Source organism: Brevibacterium sp. K11IcPPYGO002 (genome assembly GCF_050920635.1).
Lineage (GTDB): Bacteria > Actinomycetota > Actinomycetes > Actinomycetales > Brevibacteriaceae > Brevibacterium.
On record NZ_CP131929.1, the window covers coordinates 1,448,497 to 1,475,214 of the forward strand.

Sequence of the window (26,718 nt, forward strand, 5' to 3'; positions counted from 1 at the left end):
GGTTAGACTGTGATCGTGAACGACTGATGTGCAGCTTCTCGGCTGTGCACATTCTGCTCAGATCGAAAGGATCTCGACCGTGAGTAACCCCATGATGAACCGGGCGATCAACCAAGGCGCCCAGGCCGGCCGCAATCAGCCGGTCATGTCCGATCAGGAACTCAACAACCTGTTCAATCAGCCGGCCGCGCAGAACCGCAACGCCGGACCCCAGGTCGCCGACCGAGCGATGACCTACGACGATGTGATGATGAAGACCGGAGTGCTCTTCGGCATCCTCCTCGCCGGAGCCGCCGTCGGCTGGTTCGTGCCGATGCTCGCCTTCCCGGCGATGCTCATCGCGCTCGTGCTCGGCCTCGTCAACGCCTTCAAGAAGGAGCCGAGCAAGGCCCTGATCATCGGCTATGCCGCATTCGAAGGCGTCTTCCTCGGCGGCATCTCCGCGATCTTCGAGTCCATGTACTCCGGAATCGTCATCCAGGCCGTGCTCGCCACGCTCTGCGTCTTCGGCGTGATGCTCGCCCTGTTCAAGTTCAAGGGTGTGCGCTACGGCTCGAAGATGATGAAGTTCATGATGATCGCCGTTGGCGGTTACGCGATCTTCTCGCTCATCAACTTCGGCATCGCCATGTTCACCGGCACCGGCGGCGCCCGCAGCGTCGAGGTCAACATCATGGGAATGACGTTCCCGCTCGGTGTCATCATCGGCATCGTCGCCACCGTGCTCGCCGCGATGACCCTGATCATGGACTTCCAGATGATCGAAGAGGGCGTCAAGCACAAGATCCCGGAGAAGTACTCCTGGATGTGCGCCTTCTCGCTCATGGTCACCCTCGTGTGGCTCTACATCGAGATCCTGCGCCTCATCTCCTACTTCAGAGACTGAGAGCAGCGCCGACCGCAGCTGCCAGGTCAGCTGCCGTCGATGGCTGAACGAAGGGCGGATCCCCGGATCGGGGGTCCGCCCTTTGTCGTGCGTTGCGAGCCCCCATTGCTTGTGATCACTTTTCTGCCTATCGTCTGAGATACCGCCGACAAGCGTCGGCGGACCGGCTTTATCGTTGAAGTGCGGACCAGAGATCTCATGGCAGAGAGGACGATTCGATGACGAATCCGATGCGCGGTGTCTTCGCCGTTCCGACGACTCCCTACACCGAAGACGGAGACCAGAACCTCGACGCCCTGGGCGGTCGCATCGAGGAGGTGCTCGCCGCAGGTGTGAGCGGACTCCTCGGCCTCGGCGCCACAGGGGAGGCGCTGGCGCTGAGCGCCGCCGAGCGCCAAGCACAGATCAAGACCATCGTCTCCGCCGTCGACGGTCGGGCGCATGTGGCCATCGGATGTATGGCCTACACTCCGGCGGAGATATCGGCCCATATCTCGGATGCCGCCGGCTGGGGCGCCGACGCCGTCATGGTCACCCCTCCCTTCTACGGCGGACTCGAACCTGACGCCGTCATCGCCGCCCTGCGACCCGTCCTCACCACGTCGGAACTGCCGGTCATGGTCTACAACAATCCCCACTCCACCGGAACCGACCTGCTCCCGAACCACCTCGCCGCGCTCCAGGACACCGGCCGGCTCTGGAGCGTCAAAGAAACCTCCGGCGAGCCCACTCGGATCCGGGAGCTGCGCAGCCGCCTCGGCGAGGACACCGATATCTTCGTCGGCGCCGACGGCATCGCACTCGAGGGCTTCGCTCAGGGCGCCAGCGGCTGGGTGGCGGCCTCGGCCTGGCTGCTGCCCGAACACTGCCAGAGACTGTGGGAGCTGGCCGACAGCGGTGAATGGGCCGGCGCCGTCGAGTTGTGGAGAAGCCTCGGGCAGGCCCTCGGGCTCATCGAAGGCGACTCCGCCTTCATCTCACTCATCAAACAGGCGCTGGGTCGACGAGGCCGCGAACAGGGACCGGTGCGTCCGCCCCTGCCGACCGCCGACCCCGAAGCACTGGCGGCGCTGCTCGATGCGATCGCCGGACTGGAGAGGACACACACAGCATGACCACGTCATCAGCGCAGAACACCCTCATCGACCGCGGTCGCACCGCACTGCGGGCCATCATCGACGGCGACCTCGGACAGTGGATCGGCGGCCGCGCCGTCACCGGTGCCGGAGACGAGATCGGTCTCATCTCACCGAGTCAGGGAACGGTCATCGGCAGTCTCTCCGCGGCCAGCGTTGAGCAGCTCGATGACACCGTCGCCGCAGCACGCGCCGCCTTCGACGAGGCCGACTGGGCCGAGGACGCGACGCTGCGGGCCCGAGTGCTGCGCCGCCTCGCCGAACTCGTCGAGGCCGACGCCGAAGAGATCGCCTATCTCGACGGCATCGAAGCCGGAAAGGTCGCCCTCGGCAGCCTCGAGGAAGACGTCCCCGACGTCGCCGCGAACCTCCGCCTGAGCGCCGACCTCATCTCCCGCGATGACGGACGCTACCTGCGCAGTCCCGACGGCTGGGGGTGGGTGACGAAGGTGCCCAGCGGGGTGGTCGGAGCGATCCTGCCGTGGAACTATCCGGTGGCGATGCTCGGGTGGAAGATCGCCCCGGCTCTGGCCGCCGGCAATGCGATGGTCGTCAAGACCTCCGAGGATTCGACGCTCAGCGCCCTCCACCTTGCCAGGCTCGCCGCCGAGGCAGGTGTGCCCGACGGCATCCTCAACGTGCTCACGGGCACCGGCCCAGGGATAGGCGCCGCCATGGGCCTGCACCCCGACATCGACGTGCTCACCTTCACCGGTTCGGGTCCCGTCGGCAGGTCCTTCCTCGAGTCCTCGGCCCGGTCGAACCTCAAGAAGGTCTCCCTCGAACTCGGCGGTCGAGCCGGCTACATCGTCGACTCCGCGCACGCCACGGACTTCGAGGCGATCGCCGCCGACATCGCCGGCGCCGCCTTCGGCACCAGCGGCCAGAACTGCACCGCCGCATCTCGGGTGATCTACGTCGGCGACGATGACGAGAGGTTCGCCGAGTTCCGCACCGCGCTCATCACCGCGACCGAGGCACTCACCGTCGGCGACCCGTTCGACGCCGACACGGACATCGGGCCGGTGATCAACGTTCGCGCCCACGACCGCATCACCGCCTGGGTCGACGAAGCCGTGGAGAAGGGAGCTCGGATCCTCAACGCTCGTGCCGATGTCCCGGCCACCGGCACCTGGTACCCGCCGACCGTCATCGAAGACGTGCCCGATGACAGCGAACTCGGCCGGGGAGAGATCTTCGGCCCCGTCACCCAGCTGCTGAGACGCACCAGCCGCGACGACGCCGTCGACCTCATCAACGGCGAACCCTATGGGCTGGCCTCGAGCGTGTGGTGCGAGGACATCGCCCAAGTGCGGTGGTGGGCCAGCCGAATCCGCGTAGGCACACTCGCCGTCAACGGCTACAGCGAAGGCACCGAAGCCACCCCGTTCGGCGGAATGCGACAGTCCGGATTCTGGGGCCGAGACAACGGCCCGGAAGCTCTGGAGACCTATCAGGAGACCATGACCGTCTGGGTGGGAGACGCCTGAGCATCGTCTGATGTTCCGCCGCTGCACCGTTCGATGAGGACTATCATGAGTCCATGACCACAGCAGCGGCGGAACTCGAGACGGAGGTGCGCCGTCTGCGCATCCGGATCATCTCCCTGACCACTGCCCAACTCGACGAGGCGGCCCCGCCGGCACCGAGCAGGCGTGCCGCCATCCGTGAGGCCCTGACCGAATTCTCGCAGGTCGGCTCCGAGGCCCGACCGGTCCCGGAGCTCGCCGATCAGAACCTGGCCGACCAGGTCGTCGTGCTCCTCGAACACGGTCTGCGTTCGGCTCAGACGCTGCCCGAACCCGACCGTGAGAATCGCATCGACACCCTCACCGAGGCGGCCGTGCGTCTGCGTCGCGCCCTGGCCTGAGAATGCGGACGGGGGAGGCATGATGGCGGGCACTCGGCGCGCGTGGCTGTCCGTGGTCACCGGGGTCGTCGCGACCCTCATCTACTTCGGCACCGCCGAACTCATCGCCCGCAGCCTGGATGTCGCGTCAGCCCCGGCACTGCTCATCGGCCAAGCTCTCATCCCGCTGATGCCCACCGTGCTCATCAAGTCCGCGATCGCGGTCTTCGGCATCCACGACAAGCTCGCGCTCGTCATCACCATCGTCGCAGGAGGTGCCGGGTGCGGTGCGATCATCGGGTGGATCGGTGCCCGTCGTCGAGGTCTCGCGCTCGTGCTGCTCATCGGCTTCGGACTGCTGCCCGCCGTCGTCGGCTTCAGCTCCGGTGCCGGTCTTGCGGCCACTCTGCCGAGTCTCGGCGGAGTCGCCGCCGGGGCCGCAGCCTTCCTCGTCCTTCTCCACCTCGCGGGCACGGCGGATCACTCCTCGGCCGATACAGCGGCGGCGGGAGACGACCAGCCGAATCGATCACCTGCCCGACCTGGGCGGCGGGCCTTCTTCGGGCTGGCCGCGGGACTGAGTGCGGTCGGCATCGCCGCCGTCGCGGCCGGACAGTCCGCGGCCACATTGGCACGCAGTGCGGCGGGCACTGTGACGAAACTCGTCCTGCCACGGCCGGCCACCTCGGCGCCGGAGATCCCCGCGGGCGCGGAACTCGACGTGTCCGGACTGACTCCGCTGGTCACGGCGACCTCGGACTTCTACCGCATCGACACAGCGCTCTTCCCGCCGTCGATCGACGCGGGAACGTGGATGCTGCGCGTCCACGGCATGGTCGAGAACGAGTTCACGATCACCATGGCCGAACTCCTCGACCTCCCTCTTCAGGAGCACTATGTGACCCTGACCTGCGTCTCGAATGAAGTCGGCGGCGACCTGGTGGGGAATGCGAAATGGCTGGGCTATCCGATTCGGGACCTTCTGGCCCGGGCGAAACCGCACTCCGGCGCAGACATGGTGCTCTCAGGCTCCGATGACGGATTCACCGCCTCCACCCCGCTCGAAGTGCTCACCGACGACCGCGCGGCCCTGCTGGCCGTGGCGATGAACGGCCATGCCCTGCCTCTCGAGCACGGATACCCGGCCCGGCTGGTCGTCCCGGGGCTCTACGGGTACGTCTCGGCCACGAAGTGGGTGACCGATCTCGAGGTCACCCGGTTCGCGGACAGGGAAGCGTATTGGACGACTCGCGGCTGGTCCACGCACGGACCCGTCTTGGTGGCCTCGCGTATCGATGTGCCTCGCCCCGGCGCCACCGTGACACCCAAGAGCGGCGACCGGATCGTCACCGCAGGAATGGCCTGGGCGCAGCACACGGGCATCGCGAAGGTGCAGGTGCGCATCGACAACGGGAACTGGACGGAAGCGGAACTCAGCGAGGAGCTCACCGCAGATACGTGGCGACAATGGCGATGCGAGCACACGGGACTGAGCACCGGCACGCACACGGTCGCCGTGCGCGCGATCGACCAAGCCGGGAACGTGCAGACCTCGGAGCGCCGACCGGCTATTCCGGGTGCGGCGACGGGGCTTCACGAGCGCCAGTTCACCGTCGAGTGAGGCCGCGCTGCGGTCGGGCCCGGTCATTGAAGTGCGGACATGCAGTTCGGGCGGGTTCCCACCATGCGAACCCGGCGCGGCAGCCTCAGCCTTCTCGCGATAAGTTGTAATCTCACTCACAGCATCAGTCTCCCCGCATCACAACGAGGTGGTCTACGTGTTCGGTCTCCCGACGGCGACGGTCGTCATCATTGCCGGCATTCCTGCGATCTGGGTGATCTACACCCTCGTCTTCGTCTTCCTCTCCCGCGGTTGGAAGGCCGAGGACGTGGCCGAGGATCAGGTCCTGGCGTCAAGCGCGAACGGAGGGGGCGGACGAGATGGCGGGGCCGCCTCGGCGAAGGGGAACGGGGGAGCGGCATGAATATCGAAACCTGGTTCCTGCTCATCTACTTCGCCGCCATGGCCGGGATCGGTGTGTGGACGCTCAAGGTCGGGTCGAAGGGCAGCGAGGGTTATCTGCTCGGCGGACGCAGCTTGGGCGCTGCGGTCACTGCTCTGCGTCTGCAGTCATCGTCGATGTCCGGGTACATGTTCCTCGGTGCGGGCTCATTGGCCTACACGAAGGGCTACTTCTCACTCTGGTACGCGATGGGCGACATCGGCGGCGGTGTCCTCAATCTCTCGATCCTCGGCCGGCGGATGCGCAAGCTCTCTCAGATCCTCGGGTCGCTGACGTCGATCGAATACCTCGAACATCGGTATCCGTCGAAGTGGATCCGCGCGATCGCCGCACCGGTCGCCGTGTTCTGCATCTTCTTCTATGTGATGAGTCAGTTCATCGCCGGCGGGCGCGGACTCGAAATGGTCACCGGCATCCCGTATGCGTGGGCGCTGCTCATCGCTGTCGGCGTCATCGTCTTCTACACCTTCCTCGGCGGCTACCTCGCCGTGGCCTACACCGACTTCGTGCAGGCGATCATCATGCTCATCGGCATGGTGTGGATCCTCATCGCCTGCCTGCAGGCGGTGGGCGGATGGACGGCCGGCAACGAGGCGGTCGGGCAGATCAACCCGAACCTGCTGACCATGTGGGGACCGGACGGCATCGAATCCGTCCAATGGGGAGTCATCGTCGGTGCCGTCCTCGTCTTCTCCATCGGCTATATGGGCTGGCCGCACGTCAACGTCAGCCATATGGCGATGAAGCGGCCGTCGGTGGCCAGGCGCGCCAGCCTCTACGCGACAGGCTTCAACCTGCTGTTCATCCCTGCTCCCTACATCGTCGGCATCATGGCGCTCATCCTGCTGCCGACTTTGGACAACCCTGAGCTCGCGGTCTTCGAAGTCGCCGACACAGTGCTGCCGGACTTCGCCGTGGGCATCGTCATGGCCGGAATCATGGCTGCGATCATGTCCACCGCCGACGCTCTGCTGCTGCAGTCGGGCACGATTGCCAGCCAGGATCTGTTCCAACGGTTCGTCAAGAAGGACATGTCCGACCAGCAGTCCGTGTGGGTGTCACGGTTCACCGTCCTCGCCCTCGCGGTCATCGGCTACCTCGTCGCCGTGAACGATCCTCCTGCCGTCGCCGAGGTGGTCATCTTCTCCACCACGGTGCTCGGTGCCGCGTTCGTTCCCGTCTACATCGCCGCCGCCTGGTGGAAGAAGGCGAACGTGCCCGGTGCGATCGCCTCGATGATCTTGGGCACCGTATCCTCCGTCGTCTGGCAGCTGACCGGACTCGTCGACGTCACCGGAGTCGACCCGATGGGAATCGGCATCGTCTGCTCGACATTGGCTCTCATCCTCGTCTCCCTGGCCACCCAGCGGTCGCATCCGGTGCCTGGCCACGTTCTCGAGGCAATGCAGGAGACCGACAAGATCGGTGCGATTCCCGCCCACATGCTCACCGGTCAGAACGATTCCCTGGCCGGTCAGGTTCCGAAGGACGCCTGAGATGAGTGCTGAGATCGGAACCGGGCACTCGCTTCGCCCGGACCTGCAGGTCGAGGACCCGGTGCGGATGGAACCGCACGTCACCGCCGCCGAGGCGCTCGCCGTCTTCCAGCGCAAGCTCCCGGGCGCGCTCGCCGAGGTCAGGCAGACGCATCATCCTTTCTGGTGGGCCGCGCTCGATGTGCGCATTCGCGGGCTCTTCCGCCGGGATGCGTCCGGACCGGGGCAGCGCCTGGATGTGCTCGTCAATGCTGTCTCCGGACGGGGCATGATCGCCGACTTCACCCCTCGCGGCGCCACTGCGGGATCATCGGAGTGGTTGAGTCTGATCGGCGAGCAGTCGGGACCGCTGCCGGCTCGGAGAGAGGCGGAGCGGACCGCGCGATCATTGGCGCGTGCGAAGGTCGTCAAGACGGTCAAGCTCGGAATGGGCATCGAGGTCACTCCCGCGGGCGGTCTGCGCGGAGTGCTCAAACCCAACTGGATCGTCACCGGTGGGAACGCGAAGCATTCGGCGACGATCCTCGTCGACGGTCTCGACGGGTCTCACTACATCGTGCGGGTGGACAAGGCCGGACAGAGCTGAGGGCTCAGCTGAGGTCGTGCGGGTGTGGTGGGGTGCCGGACTGCTATCCCCAGTTCTTCGCGTCCGAGATGCAGAACGGGTGACCGGCGGGGTCGAGGAGAACGACCCAGGTCTCGCCCGGCTGCGGTTCGGCTCGGGTGGCACCGAGTTCGACGCAGCGATCGGCCGCCGCCTGGATGTCGTCGGCGGCGAGGTCGAGGTGGAACTGTTTGTGTCCGTCGTCGGGCCAGCTCGGCCGCTGATAGTCCGGGATCGTGCCGATGCCCAGAGCATGGCTCGGGCCGGTGAGCATCGCATAGTTCTCGTCCGAGTAGGCGATGGGCCAGCCGAGGACGGAGGAGTAGAACTCTCCGAGCACTGCGGCGTTCGGGGCGTCGAGGGTGACCATCGCCAAGGTGGCGACGGGGGCAGCAGTGGTGTTGTCGGCGGTGTCGGTCTTCTGTGTGTCAGTCATGTCTGACATTCTTGTGTCATGGACGATGACGTCACTAGGAAAAATGCGTCACCGGCAGAAGAGATGCCGCAGCATTTCCTCGGCCGTGTGCTCAAGCCGGGGGAGATGCTCGAGCACGCGCGCTATTCGTCCGTGCGCGTTGTCTCCGAGCGTCTGCGTCCATTCGTCAAACGCTATTGGGCTGTCGAATGGGACCTGCCGGACGGTGAGAGCTACCAGACGGCGACTCTGTCCGAACCGACCATCCATCTGACCTTCGAGTTCGGCAACAGCCGTCGGGCCCACGTCGACGGGCCAGGTGCGTGGGTGACCGGTCCGGTCACGAAGCGGCGCTTCGATGTGGGAATCTTCGGCCGTGGCGGAGTCTTCGGCGTGAACTTTCAGCCGGGCGCGACTCTGGCCTTCTCCGACGGGAAGCCGGCGAGCATCCGTGATTCGACGGTCCCGGCCGAGCAGTGGTTTCCGAGGTTGGAGGCCGACCTCGGACTGGCAGAGATGTTTGCGCAGTCGCAGACGGCTGGGGCACCGGAGTTCGGTGGGCTGGCCGCGTCGGTGGAGAGCTGGCTGCTGTCGTGGAGACCGCAGATGACCCCGTCGTTCGAACGGCTGAAACGGGTGCTTGACATTCTTTCCGACCCCGACGTCGTGAGCCTGACGATCCTGGCGGAGAGAACCGATATCGGTGAACGTACCCTGCAGCGGATGTTCAGCAGCTTCTGCGGGGTCGGCGTGAAGAAGGTCCTGGCTAGGGCGCGGATCATCGACGCCGTCGGTGCGATCGACCGCGGCTGGGACGGAACTCTGGCCGACCTCTCAGCGCACTACGGATGGTTCGACCAATCGCACTTCAGCACGGACTTCGTTCGCGTCACCGGCTTCAGCCCCGCCGAATACGCGCAGCGGAAGTCCGCGCGGGTCACCCGCGGCTGAGCGCGGTCAGCCCGAGCGCCTCGTCGGTGTCGCTCTGGGAGCGGGCGACCGCCTCGGCGGTCCAGTCGGTGCGGTCGAGGTCGGGGACCGCCTCGGTGATCTGTGACTTCCAGCCGCCGTGCCACTGGGCGGGGAAGGCCCGCGCGAGCAGGTCGACCATGATCGGCACCGCCGTGGATGCTCCGGGGGAGGCGCCGAGGAGGCCTGCGATCGAACCGTCGGCGGACACGACGAGTTCGGTGCCCTGCTGCAGGACGCCGATCCTCTTCGGATCCGGTTTGACCAGCCGCGCTCTCTGCCCGGCCGGCAGCAGGGTCCACTCGTTGCGTCGGGCCGCCGGGACATAGCGACGCAGCTGCGCGAACTTCCGCGACGGGCTGGCCGCGAGCTCCTTGACGAGGAACGACACGAGGCTGAGGTTCTGCAGACCGGCCGCCGCAATGACGTGCAGGTTGCCCGGCCGGACGGTCGTGAAGAAATCCGAGAGGCGACCGTGCTTGAGCAGCTTCGTGCTGAAGGTCGCATACGGGCCGAACAGCAGATGCTCCCTGCCATCGACGACTCTCCGATCCAGATGCGGCACCGACATCGGCGGGGCACCCACGTCGGCCTGACCGTAGACCTTCGCATCATGCCGGGCGACGACCGACGGCGTCGAGCACCGGTAGAAGGCGGCGCCGACCGGCAGAACCGCATAGCCGCGGACTTCGGGGATCTTCGCCTTCTGCAGGAGCCGCAGCGCGAAACCGCCCGCCCCGACGAACACAGTCTTGGCGTGCACGGCAAATGGTCCCGTCGGCGTCGAACCGCTGACCGTCCAGCCCGATGCGCGCGATTCGATCCCGGTCACTGCGTGACCCGTGCGCACCTCGGTGGACCCGATCCTCAGCAGCTGAGAGGTCAGCGCCCCGAAATCAACGTCGGTGCCGCGCGGATGCCGCGCCGCCGCCATGGGTTCGTCGCTGTCGACGCGTCCCTCCATCGTCAGCGGAGCCCACTGGGCGATGGTGTCCGGGTCCTCCGTGTATTCTATTTCTGAGAACAGCGGATCGGCTTTGAGGGTGTCAACTCGGTGGCGCAGGTAGGCGACGTCTGTGTCGCCGAAGACGAGGTTCATGTGCGGGGCCGAATGGACGAACTCCGCCGGGTCGAGGAGCCCGAGTCGGACGAGATGGGCCCACCACTGCCGGGTGAGGTGGAACTGCCCGGCGATCTCGGCAGGCTTCGCCGCGTCAGCCGGATCGGGCATGTAGTTGAGCTCGCAGTACCCCGAATGACCGGTGCCGGCATTGTTCCACGGGTCGCTGCTCTCACCGGCGATGTCCTCGGCTTTCTCCAGGACGAGGATCCGCAGATCAGGATCGAGCAGGGTCAGCATCGAGCTCAGAGTCGCGGACATGATGCCCGCACCGATGAGGACGACATCGGCATCCGGCAGGTGGTCGGTGTGCTGGGGGTTCGCAGTCATGTTCTCACCATGCGCCCGCAGGAATAATCCGTCCAATGAGTGATCGGAACTGTATGATCCGAATATGGAACGATCATCCGATTCCCGCACGGCTCCGCTGCCGGCACTGCGGGAACTCGTGGAACTGGCTGATCAGGACGGGCATCTGACCGAGGCCGCCGCCGCTGCAGGGATTCCCCAGTCCACGATGAGCCGACGCATCCACGCCCTCGAGAGCCACCTCGGCGTGCCGTTGACCGTCCCGCGCGGACGCGCCATCGGTCTGACGACGGCGGCACTGGATCTCGTGGCCGCGGTGCGTGCCCCGCTGACGGAGATCGATGCGGCGCTGGTCGATCTCGCCGAGGCGGCCGACCCCGAACACGGAACGATCCGGTTCGGATTTCCGCTGACGATGGGTGCCGGTGAGGTACCCGATCTGCTCGCGGCGTTCAATCGTGCTCATCCCGGTATCCGACTCGATCTCAAACAGGCCCACGGTGCCGAGCTCGTCGCTGATCTGCAGCGAGGCACCCTCGATCTGGCGATCATCATTCCGCCTCCGACCGAGGTCAACCACGAGGTGCTCGCGCGGCAGACGATCATCGCGGCCCTGCCCGATGTGCACCCGTTGGCAGGCGTTCGCAGCATCACCCTGGAGCGGCTGGCCGACGAGGAATTCATTGCCACCCCTGCGAGCTATAACCTGCGGGTGCTGACCGACCGGTGGTGTCGGGCGAGCGGATTCGATCCGGAGGTGAAGATCGAGGTCACCGAATTCTCGACGATCCGCGAATTCGTCGGCCGCGGAATGGGCGTGGCACTGATCCCGCCCGCGGTGCGTCCGGTCGACGGAATCACCGAGGTGGCCCTGGACGGCCCTGATTATGTCCGTGAGATCGCCCTGTGTTCGGCCGTGCGCCGGCCCGGCCGCGTCGTCGAGCGCCTGCGCGACTTCATCGCAGGGTGGGATCTGAGCAGATGAGATCGGAGCGATCGGGTTCGAGCCGGCGAGTTCCTTCGCGAATCGACCTCATTCGTGAGCGCTCTCGGAAACGGAAGCAGGCCCTGTCACGCAGCAGTCGGCTGAGAATCGGCACGGGCGAGCAGGAGTGCACCCGGGGAAGGATCGGCGGGCCTGAGCACCAACTCGGAGAGCACAGTGAATCCGGCATTGCGCATCCACTGCGCGACGGTGTTCGGCTGTCTCAGAAAACTGTCGATGTCGACGCCCTGACCGGAATACCCCCGTGAGGTGTGTTTCGCACCGTCTCCGACGTGGAATCCCACGAGCAGCAGGCCTCCGGGCCGCAGAACCCGTCTGAACTCGTCCATCACGCCGGGCATGGCACTGTCGGGAACGTGCACAATCGACCAGAAGGCGACAATGCCCGCCAGCTCTGCATCTTCTGTACTCAGCTGCGTCATCGTGCCGCATTCGAAATGGCATGAGGGATGGTCACGGCGAGCGATCTTCAGCATCTCAGGAGAGATGTCGATGCCGAAAGCGTTCAATCCCAAGCCATTGAGATAACCGGTCACGTAGCCTGTGCCGCAGCCGACGTCGGCGACGCGATCCTCCGAGTCTTCGCCGATCAGCTCCGCAAAGAGGCGAAGACCTGCCCGTAGGTGGGGGCTGCACTCGAGCAGTCCGTCCACTTCGTGGGCGTAGCCTTCGGCATCGATGTCGTAGCTCCTGCGGATGTCGTCCAACCAGCCGAAGTCGGACAGCATTGGGTCGCCGCCGAGCCCGCCGGCCGGGCCCATCGATTGCCGCATATGTGCGAGAAGCCGAGGAACCACAGTGTGCCAATGGCTGGGAGGAGGAGTTTCGTGGCCCGTTCCTTCGAGCATGAGAATGTCGCTTTGGGGGATCATCTCGGCCAGCGCCCGACCATGTGCTGCGGGAAACAGTGGGTCGTCGGTGCTGTGGATGATCAGAGTGGGCGCGTCGATGGCCGCCGGATCGCACTCGGGACTCGTGGCGATGAGAAAGTGATTGGTCATCGACGATTCCATGTCCACGGTCCGCTCGACCTCAGCTGTGGCGATCTCCCGAGCCCGGCGGACGTCGAAACCCGACGACCCCGCGTACGGGCGTTCGACGTCGATGCGATGTTCGATGACGGCAGCTCGGTCGGACCAGTCGACGTCCGGCGGATCTGCGGCGAAGGTGGATTGGAGTTCCGCAGTCGGCGGCGGCAGGCGCCCTGAGTCTCCTCCGGCAGGTGAGGACTCCACGAGCGTGAGGGTCCGCACCCGTTCGGGGAATCTGACCGCGATGACCTGCGCTATGCCACCACCCATGGACAGCCCTATAAGATGAGCGGACGCGATTCCGAATTCGTCCAGAATGCGAACGGGGTCGGTGACGAGTTCCTCTCCGGTATACCGCGGGTGGCCGGGCGGACTCGAGGTCGACCGACCGGTATCTCGGTGATCGTAGCGGATGACCTGGAAGCCCTGCCCACTGAGCATTCGGCAGAAATCGGGCGTCCACCAATCCATCGACTGCGCACCACCGGCGATGAGCAGCACCGCTTCAGCCTGGGACGACCCGAAGCGGTCCACGGCCAATTCGATGCCGTCGAACTTGACGAACTCCACCGGACGCCCCTGTCGGAGATGGATAAGAGTAGGGACGATTCTACACCGCGCTCACGCCCGCGAACGTGCCAGCAGATAGACGAAGTACGGGGCGCCGATGAGGGCGACGATGAGCCCGGCCGGTATCTGCGCCGGAGCGATGACCGTGCGTCCCACGGCGTCGGCGACGACGAGGCCCACGGCCCCGAGCAGCATCGCCGTGGGCACGACCCGGATATGCCGAGCCCCGACCAGAGCTCGTGCTGCATGCGGGGCGACGAGACCGATGAATCCGACGACGCCGACGGCCGATACGCTCACCGCTGCGAGCACGGCAGCGGTGATGAGCACCGCCAGTCGCACCGGTTCACGCGGAACTCCGACCAGTCGTGGGGTGTCATCATCGAGGGCGAGCAGGTCGAGTTCGCGCGTCCAGACGACCGCCAGTGGTACGGCGACGAGCAGAGCGAGGGCGACCGGTGCGATATCGGCCCACGTCCGTCCGTACGTCGACCCGGAGAGCCAGGTGAACAGCGCCGGAGTGTCCCAGGGATTCGCTCGGACGAGGAACAGTGTGGTCAGAGCCGTGAATCCGAACCACAGGCCGATGCCGATGAGGACGAGACGATCCGTATTCATCCCGCCCCGCCACGACAGCCCGTAGACGATGGCGAAGGCGACCAGGGCGCCGACGATGCCGACCGCGGAGACGAGACCGACCCCGGCGCCGGGGACGAGGGTGACGACGATGACGGCTCCCAGTCCGGCTCCACCGGTGATGCCGAGCAGGCCGGGCTCTGCCAGAGGGTTACGTGCACTGGCTTGGACGAGGGTGCCGGAGAGTCCGAGCGCAGCACCGGCCGTCAAGGCGGCCGCGACCCGTGGCGCCCGGGAATCGAAGGCGAAGTCGATGACGGGTGCCGCCCGATCCTGGAACCACAGCAGCATATCGCCGAGGAGGTAGAACCGTTCCCCGGTGAGCAGCCCGATCACGGCGACGGCGACGAGAACGACAGTGCCGGTGACGATGACGAGGCCGGCCCGTCGAGGACCGACCACCGTCGAATTCGCCGCCGAGGTGGTCGCCGCCTTTGATGCCGTGCGCATCGACCGCGCCAGCAGAACGAGGACGAGCGCCCCGAGCACGGTCGTCGTCACACCCGACGGCAGGGTGATCGCCTCGGTGGCGCCGACGATGGCGCGCGGCAAGGCATCGGCGACGATGACGATGATCGCGCCGATGAGACCGGCGGCCGGAAAGAGCACGGCATGACGGCCGAGGCCCGGTACCACGCGGGCCAACAGCCTGGCGATGACCGGAGCGCAGAGACCGACGAAGCCGATCGGCCCGGCCAGAGTCACCGCAGTGGCGGTGAGCATGACGGCCAGCAGGATCCCGATGGCCCTGGTCGACCTGACCGGAACTCCGAGCACCGAGGCGGCATCATCACCGAGACCGAGCAGATCCAGCCGCCTCGACAGCAGAATCGCGGCGCCGACGATGACGACGATGACCGGAATGCTGCGCAGGGCCGCAGTGCCGTCGAGCTGGTTGAGCGTGCCCGAGCCCCAGGAGAAGAGACTCGTCGTCTCTTCGGCGAAGAGGATGAGCAGAGTCGACGTCCCCGCCTGCAGCGCCATCGCCGTGGCCGTGCCCGCCAGCACGAGCCGAGTCGTCGAGGCGACTGCGCCTCCAGCCAGGCCGAGGACCAGGGCTGCGGCGAGCAGACCGCCGAGGAAGGCGACCCCACCCGAGGCCCAGAGCGGAATCGCAATGCCGAAGGCAGTGACCACGGTGACGGCGAAGTATGCACCGCCGGTGACCGCCAGCGTGTCCGGCGACGCCAAAGGGTTGCGTGCCAGCGACTGGAACAGGGCGCCGGCAACGCCCAAGGCGATGCCGACGAGGATGCCCGCTCCCACACGCGGCAGCCGGGATCCCAGCAGGATGTGACGGGCACTGGGACCATCCTCGGCGTGGGAGAACGTACCGGTCACGGCCGTGAACAGCTCTCGGGCACCGATCCCCGAGGTCCCCTGCGTGATATGCCATGCGGAGGCGATGAGGAGGACGGCGACGAGTCCGAGGAGAGCGGCGACGGTCGACAGGACGCCGACGAGGCCGCGACCGCGGACGGGAACCTCGGTCGGTTCCGGTGCCGCAGCCGTCTGCTGGGAGGCGCTCGGGCGGGTCAGGGGAGAGGCCACGGTCTACTTGGTCAGTGCGTCGACGTATGCGTCGAGGGCCTGTTCGGATGACCTGGGTCCGCCGAAGGTCCAGATCCCTGCAGGGAAGGCCGTGGTGCGGTCGTCCTTGACGGCGGGGATGTTCGCCCAGATGTCGTTCTTCTGCAGCAGCTCCACATAGTCCTCGGACTCGGGGTCCTCGGTTCCGGTGTAGAAGAAGTTCGCGTCACCGACCTTCGAGATGCCTTCGATGTCGGTCTGGCCGAGTCCGTATGCGGGGTCGACCTCACCGGTCCACGCGTTCTTCAAGCCCAACTCCTCGCCGAGCTCGCCGATGAGCGATCCCTGACCGAAGGGGCGCAGTGCCACATTCGAACCATTGACCCAGCCGTCGAAGTAGACGAATTCGGTGGTCGCCGGGTCCGCCTCGGCGATGGCCTTCTTCGATTCGTCGAGCTTCGCATCGAAGTCGCCCAGCACGGTTTCGGCGCGTTCGGTGCGACCGGTCGCCTCGGCGACGGTGGTGAACGTGTCCTTCATGTACGTGACGGGATCCTTGCCGTCGGCGCCGGCCATCGCCATCACGGGGATTCCCTGGTCCTCGAGCTGACCGACGATCTTGTCCTTGCGGTTCGTCGTTTCGATGATGACGAGATCCGGATCGGCCGACAGGATCGACTCGACATTGGGTTCCTGGCGCGTGCCGACGTCGGTGGTGGAGTCGGGCAGCTTCTCTGCTGTGTCCCAGGTGGTGAAGCCCTTCGCGTCCGCGACGGCGGCGGGGTCGACGCAGAGGGAGAGGAGATCCTCGGTGTACTGCCATTCGAGCGAGACGACATTCGCCGCCGGCTTGTCCAGTGTGATCTCGTGACCGGTGTCGTCGGTGACCGTGACCGGATCCGCCGAGGTGGTGCTCGAGTCGTCCGCGCATGAGGCCGAGGTCTGTGACGTCGCATCGGCGGGAGCATCGGTGTCGGTCGTCCCGCACCCGGTCAGGGCGAGTGCGCAGACCGCCGTCGCCGATGCGAAGGCGGCGAACGAGGTGCGCGACAGAGGAGTTGTGGTCATGGTCTTCTTTCTGTGGGCCGATCAGCGATCGGGTCTGGGGTGGTGCGATATCGGAGTGTGAACGTCAGATGGTGCGGTGGGGGTGCTCAGATGGCTGCGGCCGGGCGGCGGGTCCGTCGGTGGAGAGCCTCGACCCGGACCAATCCGGTGTCGGCATCGATGCGTGTCGCGATGGGCAGTCCGTAGACTTCGCTGAGCGTCTCGGCGGTGAAGACGTCCTCGCAGGTGCCGACCGAGCGGATGCGGCCCTGCTCGAGCAGGACCACGTGGTCAGCGACGGTGGCGGCATGGTCGAGGTCATGGAGGACGACGCCGACGGCGATGTCGTGGTCATCGGCGAGTTCGCGCATGAGGTCGAGGATCTCTGCCTGGTAGCGCAGGTCCAGATGGTTCGTCGGTTCGTCGAGCAGCAGCACACCGGTGTCCTGAGCCAAGCAGGTCGCCAGCCATACGCGTTGGAGTTCGCCGCCGGAGAGCTGGTCGACCGGGCGGTCGGCCATCGTCATGGTGCCGGTGAGCACGAGAGCGCGATCGATGGCAGCGCGATCGGCGTCGGTGAGCCCGGCGAAGCGCTTGCGGTGCGGGTGGCGGCCGAAGGTGACGATCTCACGGACGCTCAGTCCCGACGGGTGCGGGCGTGACTGGGACAGCAGGGTGACGAACCGGGCGAATTCTCTGGCCGTGAGAGTGCTTGCCGGAGTGTCGGCATCAGCCTCGGTGATGACGACATCGCCCGAGGCGATCGGGTGCAGCCGGGCCAGCGACCGCAGGACGGTCGACTTGCCCGACCCGTTGGGTCCGAGCAGGGCGGTCACCCGTCCCGGGACGATCGTCAGGCTCACGTCGTGGACGACCTCGGTGCGGTCGTAGCCCAGGTTGAGGCCGGTGGCAGTCAGTGCAATCGCGTTCACAAATGCTTAGCCTAACCTAAGTTCCGATCTGAGGGCATATATGTGGTGCAGATCACTCACGTCAGTGGCTGCCGATAGGGTGAACCCGCGACCGTAAGATGGGACCGATCGAGGAGGAGCAGATGAGATTCATCGCCACGGGGGACTGGCAGCTGGGTATGACAGCGCACTACCTCAGTGAAGAGGCGCGCCCGAGATTCCACCGTGCCCGCCTCGACGCCGTCGCCCGCATCGGTGCGCTCGCCGCCGAGACGGACGCGGAGTTCGTCCTCGTCTGCGGAGACGTGTTCGAAACGAACCAGCTCGACCGAGCCATCATCGCCCGCACCTTCGAAGTTCTCAACGCGTTCACGGTCCCTGTCGTGCTGCTGCCCGGCAATCACGACCCCTTGGACGCCGCATCGATCTACGACTCTCAGGCCTTCTCCTCGCAAGTGCCCTCCCATGTGCACGTCCTGCGCAGCAGCGATCCGTTCACCGTCGTCCCCGGGGTCGACATCGTCGGAGCCCCCTGGTTCTCCAAACATCCCCAGGGGGATCTCGTCGCCGCAGCGACGAATGACCTCGCCGAGGTGGCCGACCGTGGCATCCGCATCATCGCCGGCCACGGAGCCGTGAGCGTCCTCGACCCCGACCGGGAATCGCTGGCCACCATCGACACCGACCATCTGCAGTCTCTGCTCCGTGAGGATCGCGCCCAGTTCGTCGCGCTCGGTGACCGGCATGCGACCTTCGAAGTCGCCGACCGCATCTGGTACCCGGGAGCACCAGAGGTGACCTCCCGACGTGAGACCGATCCGGGCAATGTGCTCGTCGTCGACATCGACGCCGATACCCACCGGGCCGAGGTCGACAAGGTCCAAGTGGGCACGTGGGCCTTCACCGTCATCGAAGCCGACCTCAACTCCGCCGAGGATGTCACCGAGCTCGAAGAGCGGATGAACGCCGTTCCGGACAAGGACCGCACGGCGGTGTGGCTGGTCCTGCGCGGCACTCTGCCGACGGCGGCGAAAGCCCGCCTCGATGAACAGCTCGACCACTTCGCCGACCTGTTCGCACTCGTCTCCCTCTGGGAGCGGCACATGGACCTGGCTGTCGTCGCCGCCGACGACGACTTCGCCGATCTCGGACTGAGCGGATACCTGCAGGAGGCCCTCGACGAGCTCTCCGCACGAGCCACAGCAGACGACGACTCAGCAGTTACGGCCCAAGACGCACTCGGTCTGCTCTACCGATTCGCCAGGAGCGGCTCATGAGACTCCATTCCATCCGCCTCATCGACTACCGCGCCATCACCGACGCCACCGTCGTCTTCAGCTCCGGAGTGACGATCGTCGAAGGTCCGAACGAGGTCGGGAAGTCCTCGATCCATCAGGCCATCACCCAGCTGCGCGAGGACAAGGACAGCTCTCGCAAGGCCAGTGTCAAAGACACTCAACCGGTCGGCTCCGACGTCGGCCCGCAGGTCGAACTGCACCTGAGCACCGGGGACTACGAACTCCGCTACAGCAAACGCTGGATCAAACAGCCCTTCACCGAGCTGAGCATCCTCGCACCCGTGCCCGAACAACTCAGCGGCACCGAAGCACATGAGAGGTTCTTGGCGATCCTCGACGAGACCGTCGACGTCGACCTGCTCGACGCCCTCGACGTCGCGCAGGGCCACAGCCTCGACCAGGCGTCCTTGGCCGAGATCAAGGCTCTGCACGGAGCTCTGGGCGAGGCCGGGGAAGAGCTGGCCGACCACGATGTCTTCCTCGATCGGGTCGAATCCGAATTTCTGAGGTATTTCACGGCCAAAGGGAAGGAGACAGGTGAGCTGCGCAGACTCACCGAGGAAATCCCCGGTTCCGAAGCACAGTATCGCGAGCTGAAGGCTCGCAGTGCCGACATGGACGCGTTGGTCGACCGGCATGCTCGAGCAACCGAACGGTTGACGAACGGGCGCTCTCAGCTGGAATCGGCCGTGACCGAACGCGAAGACGCCGAACAGGCTGTGCAGTCCGTGTCCGGGCTCAAGACCGAACTCGATCGAGCTCTCGAACGCGCAGGCGTCGCACGGAGAGAACGCCAGCGTGCCGAGGAGGCGCGAGACCGTCGCCGGGCACTCATCACCGAGGTGACTGATGCTGAACGGGCGGTCAAGACTGCCGACGACGCGTTCGAGAAGGTCACGACCGCACAGCAGGAAGAGGACTCGTCTCTCGCTGAAGCGCAGAAGAGCCTCGAGGCCAAACAGGCCGCACTTGTCAGCGCTCAGGAGGAGGCGAAGACCGCAGCCGCCGATCTCAATCGGACCCGCGCTCGCAGTCAGGTCGACGCTCTGCGGAAGAGGCTGACCGACATCCGCGAGCAGGAGCGCAGAGCTGCCGAAGCGAGAGCGACGATCGGGTCGATCACTGTGACCGCGAAAGACGTGGAGAAACTCGCAGGACTGTTCACCGAGCTGCGCATTGCGCAGAACGCGAAGACCTCAGCTGCCGCCCAGATCATCGCCCATCGCCTCGGCGACACCACAGTGAGCATCGACGGAACCGATGTGCCGAAGGACGTGGCCGAGGAATTCGCCGTCACCACGGACCTGCAGATCCATATCGACTCCGTTGTCGACATCACCGTTCGCCCTGGACAGTCTCCGGCCGAACTCGACCGGGCACTCGAATCCGCACAGTCCCGTCTCGATGCCGAACTCGGCCGCCTCGGCGTGACCACCCTCGACGAAGCACGCGAACGCAGCGAAGTGCGCACCGATGCCGAGGCTGTGTTGGCCGAGGCCACATCGACTCTGCGCGTGCTCATCGGAGACGACGACCGCGACGGACTCGATGCGGCCCTCACCCGAGCCGAACACGTGGCGGGAGACTCGGCTGACACGAGCGAGCCGGCAACGTCGATCGACGATCTCGAGGACAGGGTCGAATCGACGACGGCAGCAGTCGACGACGCGACTGCTCAGGTCGAGACGGCCAGGACTGCACTCGACCGCATCCGTGCTGACCGGGATGAGGCACGTGTGGCGGCCGTGCGTGCGCAGTCGACGCGTGAGCAGGCCGCGACGACGCTGCAGAACCTCAGCACCCGGCTCAGCACGGACAGGGAAGCGAACTCCGATGAGTCACTCGACGAAGCCCTGACTGCCGCTGCGGAGACGCTGACGCAATTGGAAGACGAGGCCGCGGCCGCACGCTCGAAGTACGAGGCCGCCGACCCCGAGACCCTGGAGATGCGTCTGCAGAACGCTCGCCAGCTCGTCGAGAGCAAGCAGAAGCAGCAGGAGAAGGACCGGCAAGAGGTCGACCAGCTCTCTGCCCTCATCGACGATCGTGCCGCCGAAGGCATCTACGACAAGCTCAAATCCGCAGAGCAATCCTTGGAATCTCTGCGTGCGCGGCTCTCGCGTCTGCAGCGACAGGCGAATGCGATCCGGCTGCTGCGCGAGACCGTGCTCACCCATAAGGAAGAGGCTCAGCGGAGGTACGTCGCCCCGTTCAAGGAGGCGATCGAGAAGCTGGGGAGAGTGATCTTCGGGCAGGGGCTGTCGGTGGAGATCTCCGAGAATCTCGAAATCGTCTCTCGCACGCTCGATGGGCGCACCGTCGCCTTCGAGGCGCTTTCGGGCGGGACGAAGGAACAGCTGGCGCTCATCGGCCGCCTCGCCGTGGCCACGCTCGTCGATGGGGAATCCGGTGCCCCGGTCATCCTCGACGATGCCTTCGGTTTCTCCGATGAGCAGCGTCTGGCTGCGCTCAACGTCATCCTCGGCAATGTCGGGCGCAAGTCCCAGGTCATCCTGCTCACCTGTCAGCCCGACCGCTTTGCCTCCATCGGCGGTGCCGAAACCGTCAGCCTGAGCTGAACCTCAGCGTCCCGCCTCGGCGTCGTTAAGGCACCATGCAGTAGCCTGAGGTGATGAGCGAGAAGACGTATGCCGATGAAGTCATCGTCCGCTGCTCCGGTGGCGGGTACTACCGCACGCGCTGGATTCCGCTGGTCTCATTCAAATCGATCCGCTTCGGTGCCTACCGCTTCCAGCGCTGTCCGGTCCATGGCCGATGGGAGCTAGCAGGCATAGTCGAGGAAGCCGAGCAGACTCCGGAACTCGAGGCGGCTGCCTTCAGTCGGCGGGACCCGCCGCTGCTCGGGCCGCCTGGGCGGCTTCGACGGCATCGGCGCGGATCGTCCGCCGCAGGATCTTACCGGAACTCGTCTTCGGCAGCTGATCGAGGAACGTCACCCGGTGCGGAGCCTTGTAGGAGGCGAGCCTCTGTCGGCAGAAGGCGATGATCTCCTCTGCGGTCGCCTCGCCGCCGGGCTGCAGCGTGACGAAGGCCGCCACATCCTCTCCCCGGTAGTCATCGGGGATGCCCACGACAGCGGCCTCCTGCACCGCCGGGTGAGTGTAGAGCACATCCTCGACCTCACGCGGCCACACCTTGAAGCCCGAGGCATTGATCATGTCCTTCTTCCGGTCGACGATGAACAGCCACCCGTCCTCATTCATGAATCCGACATCGCCGGTGTGCAGCTCGCCGTTCGGGATCTGCTCGGCCGTGGCCTGTGGGTTGTTGAGGTAGCTGGAGACCACCTGAGGTCCGGAGATCGCAACTTCCCCGACGTCCCCGGGCCCCACCGGTTGACCGTCATCATCGAGGATGCGGATCATCACGTCCGCCTGCGGCAGACCGCAGGCGAGGTTCCCGCTGTCCGGGTCGACCGGGGCCTGGAATCCGTGCGGCACGGTGGCGACCTGAGCGCAGGTCTCCGACAGGCCGTAGCCCTGACCGACATAGATCTCGGCACGTTGCTCGAACTTATTCACCAGACCCTCGGGCAGCGGTGCACCGCCGGACATGAGCGATTTGAAGGACGCGAACTTCTCGGCGCTGAACTCAGGGTGGGCCATCATCGCTGTGTAGATCGTGGCCGGACCTGCCATGTATGCAGGCTTCTCCCGTTCGCACAGGGCGATGAGCGAACCGGGCTCGAAACGGTAGTTGAGGATGAGACGGGCGCCGCCGGCGACAGCAGCAAGGAATTGGCAGATGAATCCGGTGATGTGGAACAGCGGCGCCAGTGAGACGTAGCCGTCACCGGGGCCCAGTATCGGGTTGCGCAGGCAGTAGCGCGAATTGCTCGAGATATTCGCATGTGTGGCTGCCGCTCCCTTCGACCGCCCCGAGGTGCCGGACGTGTATGCGATGAGCCCGAGGTCTGAAGGGGCGGGGGAGTGCGGGGTGAAATCGGCATCGAGATTGCTCTGCACCGCGTCTGCGAATGCAAAGCGTCCCTCGGCCGGCGGCAGCTCGTCGAACCGCGGAAGCGAGTCGAACATTGCATAGATCGCTTCGGGGCCGTCCGTCTGGAAGCTTCGGTCGTCGCTGAGCACGACGAGTGGCACGTCTGCCGTATAGTCCTTGACCCGATCGAGGTAGGCGGCTTGAGAGACGATGAGTCCCTTGACTTCGGAGTCGGAGAAGATGTGCTCGAGCTCGCCGCGGTACATGGGGTTGAGAGGGACGACGGTGCCTCCGGCCTTCCAGATCCCGTAGGTGGAGATCACGAACGCGGGGGTGTTCTGGTCATAGATTCCGACTCTGTCGCCGGGCTTGATTCCGTGGGCCGAGAGGAAGGCGGCGAACGCCGTCGACCACCGGTCGAATTCGGTCCAGGTCAGGGTGAATCCGTAGTAGGTGATGCCCTCCTCGTCGCCGCGGGCTTCGACCGTGGCGGCCAGATCGGCCAAGGGCGTCGATTCCGGCAGCACATAGGGCTCCTGAGCGATATCGCCCAAAGTGGTGATCCATGGTCGGTCGTCGAACCAACTGTTCGTCATTGAACATCCTTTCGCAGGTGGTACCGGGCTCGCACACCATGCCGCGGGCCCGGCGGGGTCTCGCTGCAGCGCGGAAGAGCCGATCTCAGCCGCGGTATTTCTTGATCTCATTGCGGGCGATGGAGCGTTTGTGCACTTCGTCCGGTCCATCCGCCAGACGCAGGGTGCGCATATGCGCCCACATGCGGGCCAGGGGGAAGTCCTCGGTGACTCCGCCGCCGCCGTGGACCTGAACGGCCCTGTCGATGACCTTCAGCGCCATCGTCGGTGCGACGACCTTGATCTCTGCGATCTCGTTCTTCGCGACCTTGTTGCCGTACTTGTCCATCTTGTCCGCGGCGTGCAGGGTCAGCAGCCGAGCCTGATCGATTTCGATCCGGGATTCGGCGATCCAGTCCTGGATGTTCGCCCGGTTCGACAGCTTCTCACCGAAGGTCACCCGGGATTCGGCGCGTCTGACCATGAGTTCGAGCGCCCGCTCGGCGGCTCCGATGGCACGCATGCAGTGGTGGATACGGCCCGGGCCCAGGCGTGCCTGACTGATGGCGAAGCCTTCGCCCTCACCCTTGAGGATGTCTTTGAGAGGCACGTGCACGTTTTCGAAGACGATCTCGGCATGGCCTTCCCGGTCGGCGTAGCCGTACACGGGCAGGTTGCGCACGACCGTGACTCCGGGGGCGTCGATCGGCACGACGAGCATCGACTGCTGGCGGTGCACCTCGGCAGTGGGGTCGGTCTTGCCCATGACGATGAGCACCCGACAATTCGGGTGCATTCCGTTCGACGCAAACCATTTGCGGCCATTGAGCACGAACCCGTCGTCGGTGCGTTCCATGCTCATCTCGACGTTCGTCGCATCGGAGCTGGCCACAGCCGGTTCCGTCATCGCGAAGGCCGAGGCGATCTCACCCTCGAGCAGGGGCCCCAGGTACTTCTCCTTGTGCTCATCGGTGCCGAATACCGTGAAGACCTCCATGTTTCCGGTATCCGGTGCATTGCAGTTGATCGCTTCGGGAGCGATCTCCAGGCTGCGTCCGGTGATCTCGGCCAGCGGAGCGTACTCGAGGTTCGTCAGGCCGGGTCCCCATTCCGGGTGCGGATGGAAGAGGTTCCACAGGCCCTGCCTCTTCGCTTCGACCTTGAGGTCTTCGAGGATCTGCGGTTGCGTGTGAGGGCTGGCCGCCGCGGCCATCTGCTCGGCATAGACCGGCTCGGCCGGGTAGACGAATTCGTCCATGAACGCGTTCAGACGCTGCTGATACTCACGTCCGCGTTCGCTGATTTCCAACACGGGGGCTCCTTGCTTCTCGATGGGCTCACATTGCTGAGAGGTCTGGTCTCAGACGGGTCTCACTCGGTGGTCAGTCTCGGTGTCACTGTTCGCTGAGTCGGGACTGGTAACGGGACATTCCCCGCAGCCAGCGGTCGTAGTCGCTGCCTTTCATCCGGTACATGTCGAGGACGTCGGGATGCGGGAGGATGAGGAACTGCTCGTTTTCGACCGCGTCGAGGACGATGACGGCCACCTCGGCGGGCTCCAGGACGGTCCCGGCCGAGGTTACGGCCTTCTGGGCGGTTCCTCCGCCGGATCCGGCATCGTCGAGCAGATTCGTGTTCACACCCATCGGGCAGATCACCGAGGCACGGATCCCGTCATCGCGATAAGTCATGGCCAGCCATTCCGCGAATCCGACCGAGGCGTGCTTCGTCACCGAATAGGCGGCCGAACCGATCTGTGTGAGCAGACCCGCCGCCGAAGCGGTCGCCACGAAATAACCGGATCCGGCCTCCTGCCAGCGGGGGACCAGGGCCTGCGCGGCCCGGATATGAGCGCGCATGTTGATGTCGATGATCGCATCCCAGTCCGCATCGGTCTCCCCGAGCATCGCCGGACCGATGATCCCGGCATTGGCGAAGTACAGATCGATCCCGCCGAGGCGGTCGTCGGAGAATTCGATGAGCGCGGCGATCCCCTCAACCGTTGACACGTCCCCTGTCCATGCGTATGCCGAGGGGCCGAGTTCGGCGGCGGTGCCGCCGGCTGTGGGGGAGAGGTCGGCGAGGACGACTGTCGCCCCGCGTTCGATGAGCTCGGCGGACATTGCGGCACCGATTCCGCCGGCGGCCCCAGTGACCACTGCGCGCTTGCCGGCCAGAGGCGAGGTCATGATCTCTCCAGCAGGTCGAGTGCTTGGCGAGCGAGGTCTTCGACACCGGCTCCGGTCTCGTCCGGGTCGAGATCGAGGTCACCCATCTTTCCTGTCGCCAGCCGTGTGTAGACGCCTTCACGGATGCAGGCGAGCTTCCACATCGCAAACGCCGAGTAGTAGCCGACATCGTGGACTTCGTGACCGCTGACTTCCTGGTAGCGGTCGATGAGTTCGTCTGTGGTCGGGAAGCCGTCATCGGTTCGGGGCACCCAGATGCTGGTGTACTGCTCGGGCACTGTGAGCATGGCGACGAAATAGCCGAGGTCGGTGAGCACCTCACCGATGGCCGTCAGCTCCCAGTCGACGACGGCGTTGACCACGCCAAAAGGTCCGAAGATCAGATTGTTCGGTTTGAAGTCCCCGTGCGCGATTCCCACGGGCGAGCCTGCCGGGTCGGGCATGGCCTCGCGGAGGACGTCGTGGACCTCATGGATGATCGGGGTCTCGCGCATCGCGATCTTCTCGACCTGCCCGATCCAGCGACGCAGCTGTCGGTCGATGAGTCCGCCCGGCCGGCGCAGGTCGGACAAACCGACAGCATCGACGTCGACGGAATGGATCGCCGCCAGGGCGTCGACCATGCCGAAGGCGCAGTCGCGGCGATTCTCAGCAGGGATGGACTCCCACTCGGAGGGAGTGTTGATCGGGAACCCGGGGCAGTGATCCATGAACACGAAGGGCACGTCCAGGACCTCCGGGTCATCGACGATGTCGAGGACGGTCGGCACCGGAACGCTGCTGTCGTTGAGAGCAGCTATGATCCGGCCTTCGCGGGCGACGTTGTGAGCACTGCCGCCTTCGTGGCCGAGGGGCGGGCGTCGCAGCACCCAGCGCGGACTGCTGTCGACGAGGATGGTGAACGTGAGATTCGAGCGACCGACCGACATCACTTCGACCTCGAAGTCGCTGACCCCGAATCTCTGCTCGATCCATCTGCCGATGCTGTCCACATCGAACCCTGCCGGTGATTGTGTCATCCTTGACCTTCCCGAGTGAACAATCGTTCAGTAGAGTTCACAGTATTCATCCCGGGCGGGGGAGTCAAGCCGTGAAAGTGATCACGGTCATAGCCGCGCGGTGTGATAGAGGTGAGAAGACCGCTGCCACCGGAGCCG

Annotated in this window: 22 protein-coding genes; 12 read left to right on the forward strand and 10 right to left on the reverse strand. The window is 65.6% G+C overall.

Annotation, left to right across the window (positions count from 1 at the left end; genetic code table 11):
- Positions 1 to 91 precede the first annotated feature (91 nt).
- The 8 genes from QYM46_RS06575 to QYM46_RS06610 all read left to right on the forward strand — a co-directional run bounded on the left by QYM46_RS06575 (position 92) and on the right by QYM46_RS06610 (position 7,977).
- Entirely contained in the window at positions 92 to 886 is a 795-nt protein-coding gene (locus QYM46_RS06575; protein WP_169253790.1) for a Bax inhibitor-1/YccA family protein, read from the forward strand.
- Between the two features lie 218 nt (positions 887 to 1,104).
- Positions 1,105 to 2,001 carry a dihydrodipicolinate synthase family protein gene (locus QYM46_RS06580; protein WP_432791276.1) on the forward strand — a complete coding sequence of 299 codons (897 nt, stop codon included), beginning with the start codon at positions 1,105 to 1,107 and terminating at the stop codon, positions 1,999 to 2,001.
- A complete protein-coding gene (locus tag QYM46_RS06585) occupies positions 1,998 to 3,512 on the forward strand; it encodes an aldehyde dehydrogenase family protein (RefSeq protein ID WP_432791277.1) in 1,515 nt (504 codons plus the stop codon). Before QYM46_RS06580 ends, QYM46_RS06585 begins: the two co-directional genes overlap by 4 nt.
- Before the next feature lie 53 nt (positions 3,513 to 3,565).
- Positions 3,566 to 3,892: a hypothetical protein gene (locus tag QYM46_RS06590; protein WP_169251818.1), complete on the forward strand. Its 327-nt coding sequence runs from the start codon at positions 3,566 to 3,568 to the stop codon at positions 3,890 to 3,892.
- A 19-nt stretch (positions 3,893 to 3,911) separates the two neighbouring features.
- Positions 3,912 to 5,492: a molybdopterin-dependent oxidoreductase gene (locus tag QYM46_RS06595; protein WP_432791278.1), complete on the forward strand. Its 1,581-nt coding sequence runs from the start codon at positions 3,912 to 3,914 to the stop codon at positions 5,490 to 5,492.
- 157 nt (positions 5,493 to 5,649) lie between these two features.
- A complete protein-coding gene (locus QYM46_RS06600) occupies positions 5,650 to 5,856 on the forward strand; it encodes a hypothetical protein (protein ID WP_432791279.1) in 207 nt (68 codons plus the stop codon).
- Complete coding sequence (locus QYM46_RS06605; RefSeq protein ID WP_432791280.1) at positions 5,853 to 7,391, forward strand: sodium/proline symporter; 1,539 nt, start codon at positions 5,853 to 5,855, stop codon at positions 7,389 to 7,391. The genes QYM46_RS06600 and QYM46_RS06605 overlap by 4 nt, the downstream gene beginning before the upstream one ends.
- A gap of 1 nt (position 7,392) precedes the next feature.
- Positions 7,393 to 7,977 (forward strand): hypothetical protein, encoded by a 585-nt coding sequence (locus tag QYM46_RS06610; protein WP_432791281.1) that lies wholly within the window; start codon positions 7,393 to 7,395, stop codon positions 7,975 to 7,977.
- Positions 7,978 to 8,020: 43 nt separating this feature from the next.
- Here the strand turns inward: QYM46_RS06610 and QYM46_RS06615 are convergent, their stop codons facing one another.
- Positions 8,021 to 8,431: a VOC family protein gene (locus QYM46_RS06615; protein WP_432791282.1), complete on the reverse strand. Its 411-nt coding sequence runs from the start codon at positions 8,429 to 8,431 to the stop codon at positions 8,021 to 8,023.
- A gap of 18 nt (positions 8,432 to 8,449) precedes the next feature.
- On the opposite strand from QYM46_RS06615, the gene QYM46_RS06620 reads away from it, so the two are divergent.
- Entirely contained in the window at positions 8,450 to 9,361 is a 912-nt protein-coding gene (locus QYM46_RS06620) for a DUF6597 domain-containing transcriptional factor (protein WP_432791283.1), read from the forward strand.
- On the opposite strand, the gene QYM46_RS06625 is transcribed toward QYM46_RS06620, so the two are convergent.
- Entirely contained in the window at positions 9,348 to 10,829 is a 1,482-nt protein-coding gene (locus tag QYM46_RS06625; protein WP_432791284.1) for a malate:quinone oxidoreductase, read from the reverse strand. The genes QYM46_RS06620 and QYM46_RS06625 overlap by 14 nt on opposite strands.
- A gap of 64 nt (positions 10,830 to 10,893) precedes the next feature.
- Between QYM46_RS06625 and QYM46_RS06630 the strand changes: the two genes are divergently transcribed.
- Positions 10,894 to 11,793, forward strand: coding sequence for a LysR family transcriptional regulator (locus QYM46_RS06630; RefSeq protein ID WP_432791285.1), 900 nt, complete (start codon positions 10,894 to 10,896; stop codon positions 11,791 to 11,793).
- 86 nt (positions 11,794 to 11,879) lie between these two features.
- Here the strand turns inward: QYM46_RS06630 and QYM46_RS06635 are convergent, their stop codons facing one another.
- The 4 genes from QYM46_RS06635 to QYM46_RS06650 form a co-directional block, all read right to left on the reverse strand.
- Positions 11,880 to 13,415: an alpha/beta fold hydrolase gene (locus QYM46_RS06635; protein WP_432791286.1), complete on the reverse strand. Its 1,536-nt coding sequence runs from the start codon at positions 13,413 to 13,415 to the stop codon at positions 11,880 to 11,882.
- A gap of 51 nt (positions 13,416 to 13,466) precedes the next feature.
- On the reverse strand, positions 13,467 to 15,602 hold the full coding sequence (locus tag QYM46_RS06640; RefSeq protein WP_432791287.1) for an iron ABC transporter permease: 2,136 nt from the start codon (positions 15,600 to 15,602) through the stop codon (positions 13,467 to 13,469).
- Positions 15,603 to 15,605: 3 nt separating this feature from the next.
- Positions 15,606 to 16,649 carry an ABC transporter substrate-binding protein gene (locus tag QYM46_RS06645; RefSeq protein WP_432791288.1) on the reverse strand — a complete coding sequence of 348 codons (1,044 nt, stop codon included), beginning with the start codon at positions 16,647 to 16,649 and terminating at the stop codon, positions 15,606 to 15,608.
- Positions 16,650 to 16,735: 86 nt separating this feature from the next.
- On the reverse strand, positions 16,736 to 17,560 hold the full coding sequence (locus QYM46_RS06650; RefSeq protein ID WP_169251830.1) for an ABC transporter ATP-binding protein: 825 nt from the start codon (positions 17,558 to 17,560) through the stop codon (positions 16,736 to 16,738).
- A 122-nt stretch (positions 17,561 to 17,682) separates the two neighbouring features.
- On the opposite strand from QYM46_RS06650, the gene QYM46_RS06655 reads away from it, so the two are divergent.
- Together QYM46_RS06655 and QYM46_RS06660 are read left to right on the forward strand one after the other, a co-directional pair.
- Positions 17,683 to 18,816, forward strand: a complete 1,134-nt coding sequence (locus QYM46_RS06655; protein WP_432791289.1) for a metallophosphoesterase family protein — start codon at positions 17,683 to 17,685, stop codon at positions 18,814 to 18,816.
- Positions 18,813 to 21,416, forward strand: coding sequence for an AAA family ATPase (locus tag QYM46_RS06660; RefSeq protein ID WP_432791290.1), 2,604 nt, complete (start codon positions 18,813 to 18,815; stop codon positions 21,414 to 21,416). Before QYM46_RS06655 ends, QYM46_RS06660 begins: the two co-directional genes overlap by 4 nt.
- A gap of 258 nt (positions 21,417 to 21,674) precedes the next feature.
- Here QYM46_RS06660 and QYM46_RS06665 read toward each other — a convergent pair whose 3' ends face one another.
- From QYM46_RS06665 to QYM46_RS06680, 4 genes are all read right to left on the reverse strand, one after another.
- A complete protein-coding gene (locus QYM46_RS06665; protein ID WP_432791291.1) occupies positions 21,675 to 23,393 on the reverse strand; it encodes a class I adenylate-forming enzyme family protein in 1,719 nt (572 codons plus the stop codon).
- A gap of 85 nt (positions 23,394 to 23,478) precedes the next feature.
- The gene (locus QYM46_RS06670) at positions 23,479 to 24,684 is read right to left on the reverse strand and encodes an acyl-CoA dehydrogenase family protein (RefSeq protein WP_432791292.1); all 1,206 of its coding nucleotides are present in this window, start codon (positions 24,682 to 24,684) and stop codon (positions 23,479 to 23,481) included.
- Positions 24,685 to 24,766: 82 nt separating this feature from the next.
- Positions 24,767 to 25,561 carry an SDR family oxidoreductase gene (locus QYM46_RS06675; RefSeq protein ID WP_432791293.1) on the reverse strand — a complete coding sequence of 265 codons (795 nt, stop codon included), beginning with the start codon at positions 25,559 to 25,561 and terminating at the stop codon, positions 24,767 to 24,769.
- Positions 25,558 to 26,580 carry a phosphotransferase family protein gene (locus QYM46_RS06680; protein ID WP_432791294.1) on the reverse strand — a complete coding sequence of 341 codons (1,023 nt, stop codon included), beginning with the start codon at positions 26,578 to 26,580 and terminating at the stop codon, positions 25,558 to 25,560. The genes QYM46_RS06675 and QYM46_RS06680 overlap by 4 nt, the downstream gene beginning before the upstream one ends.
- Between the last annotated feature and the right edge of the window lie 138 nt (positions 26,581 to 26,718).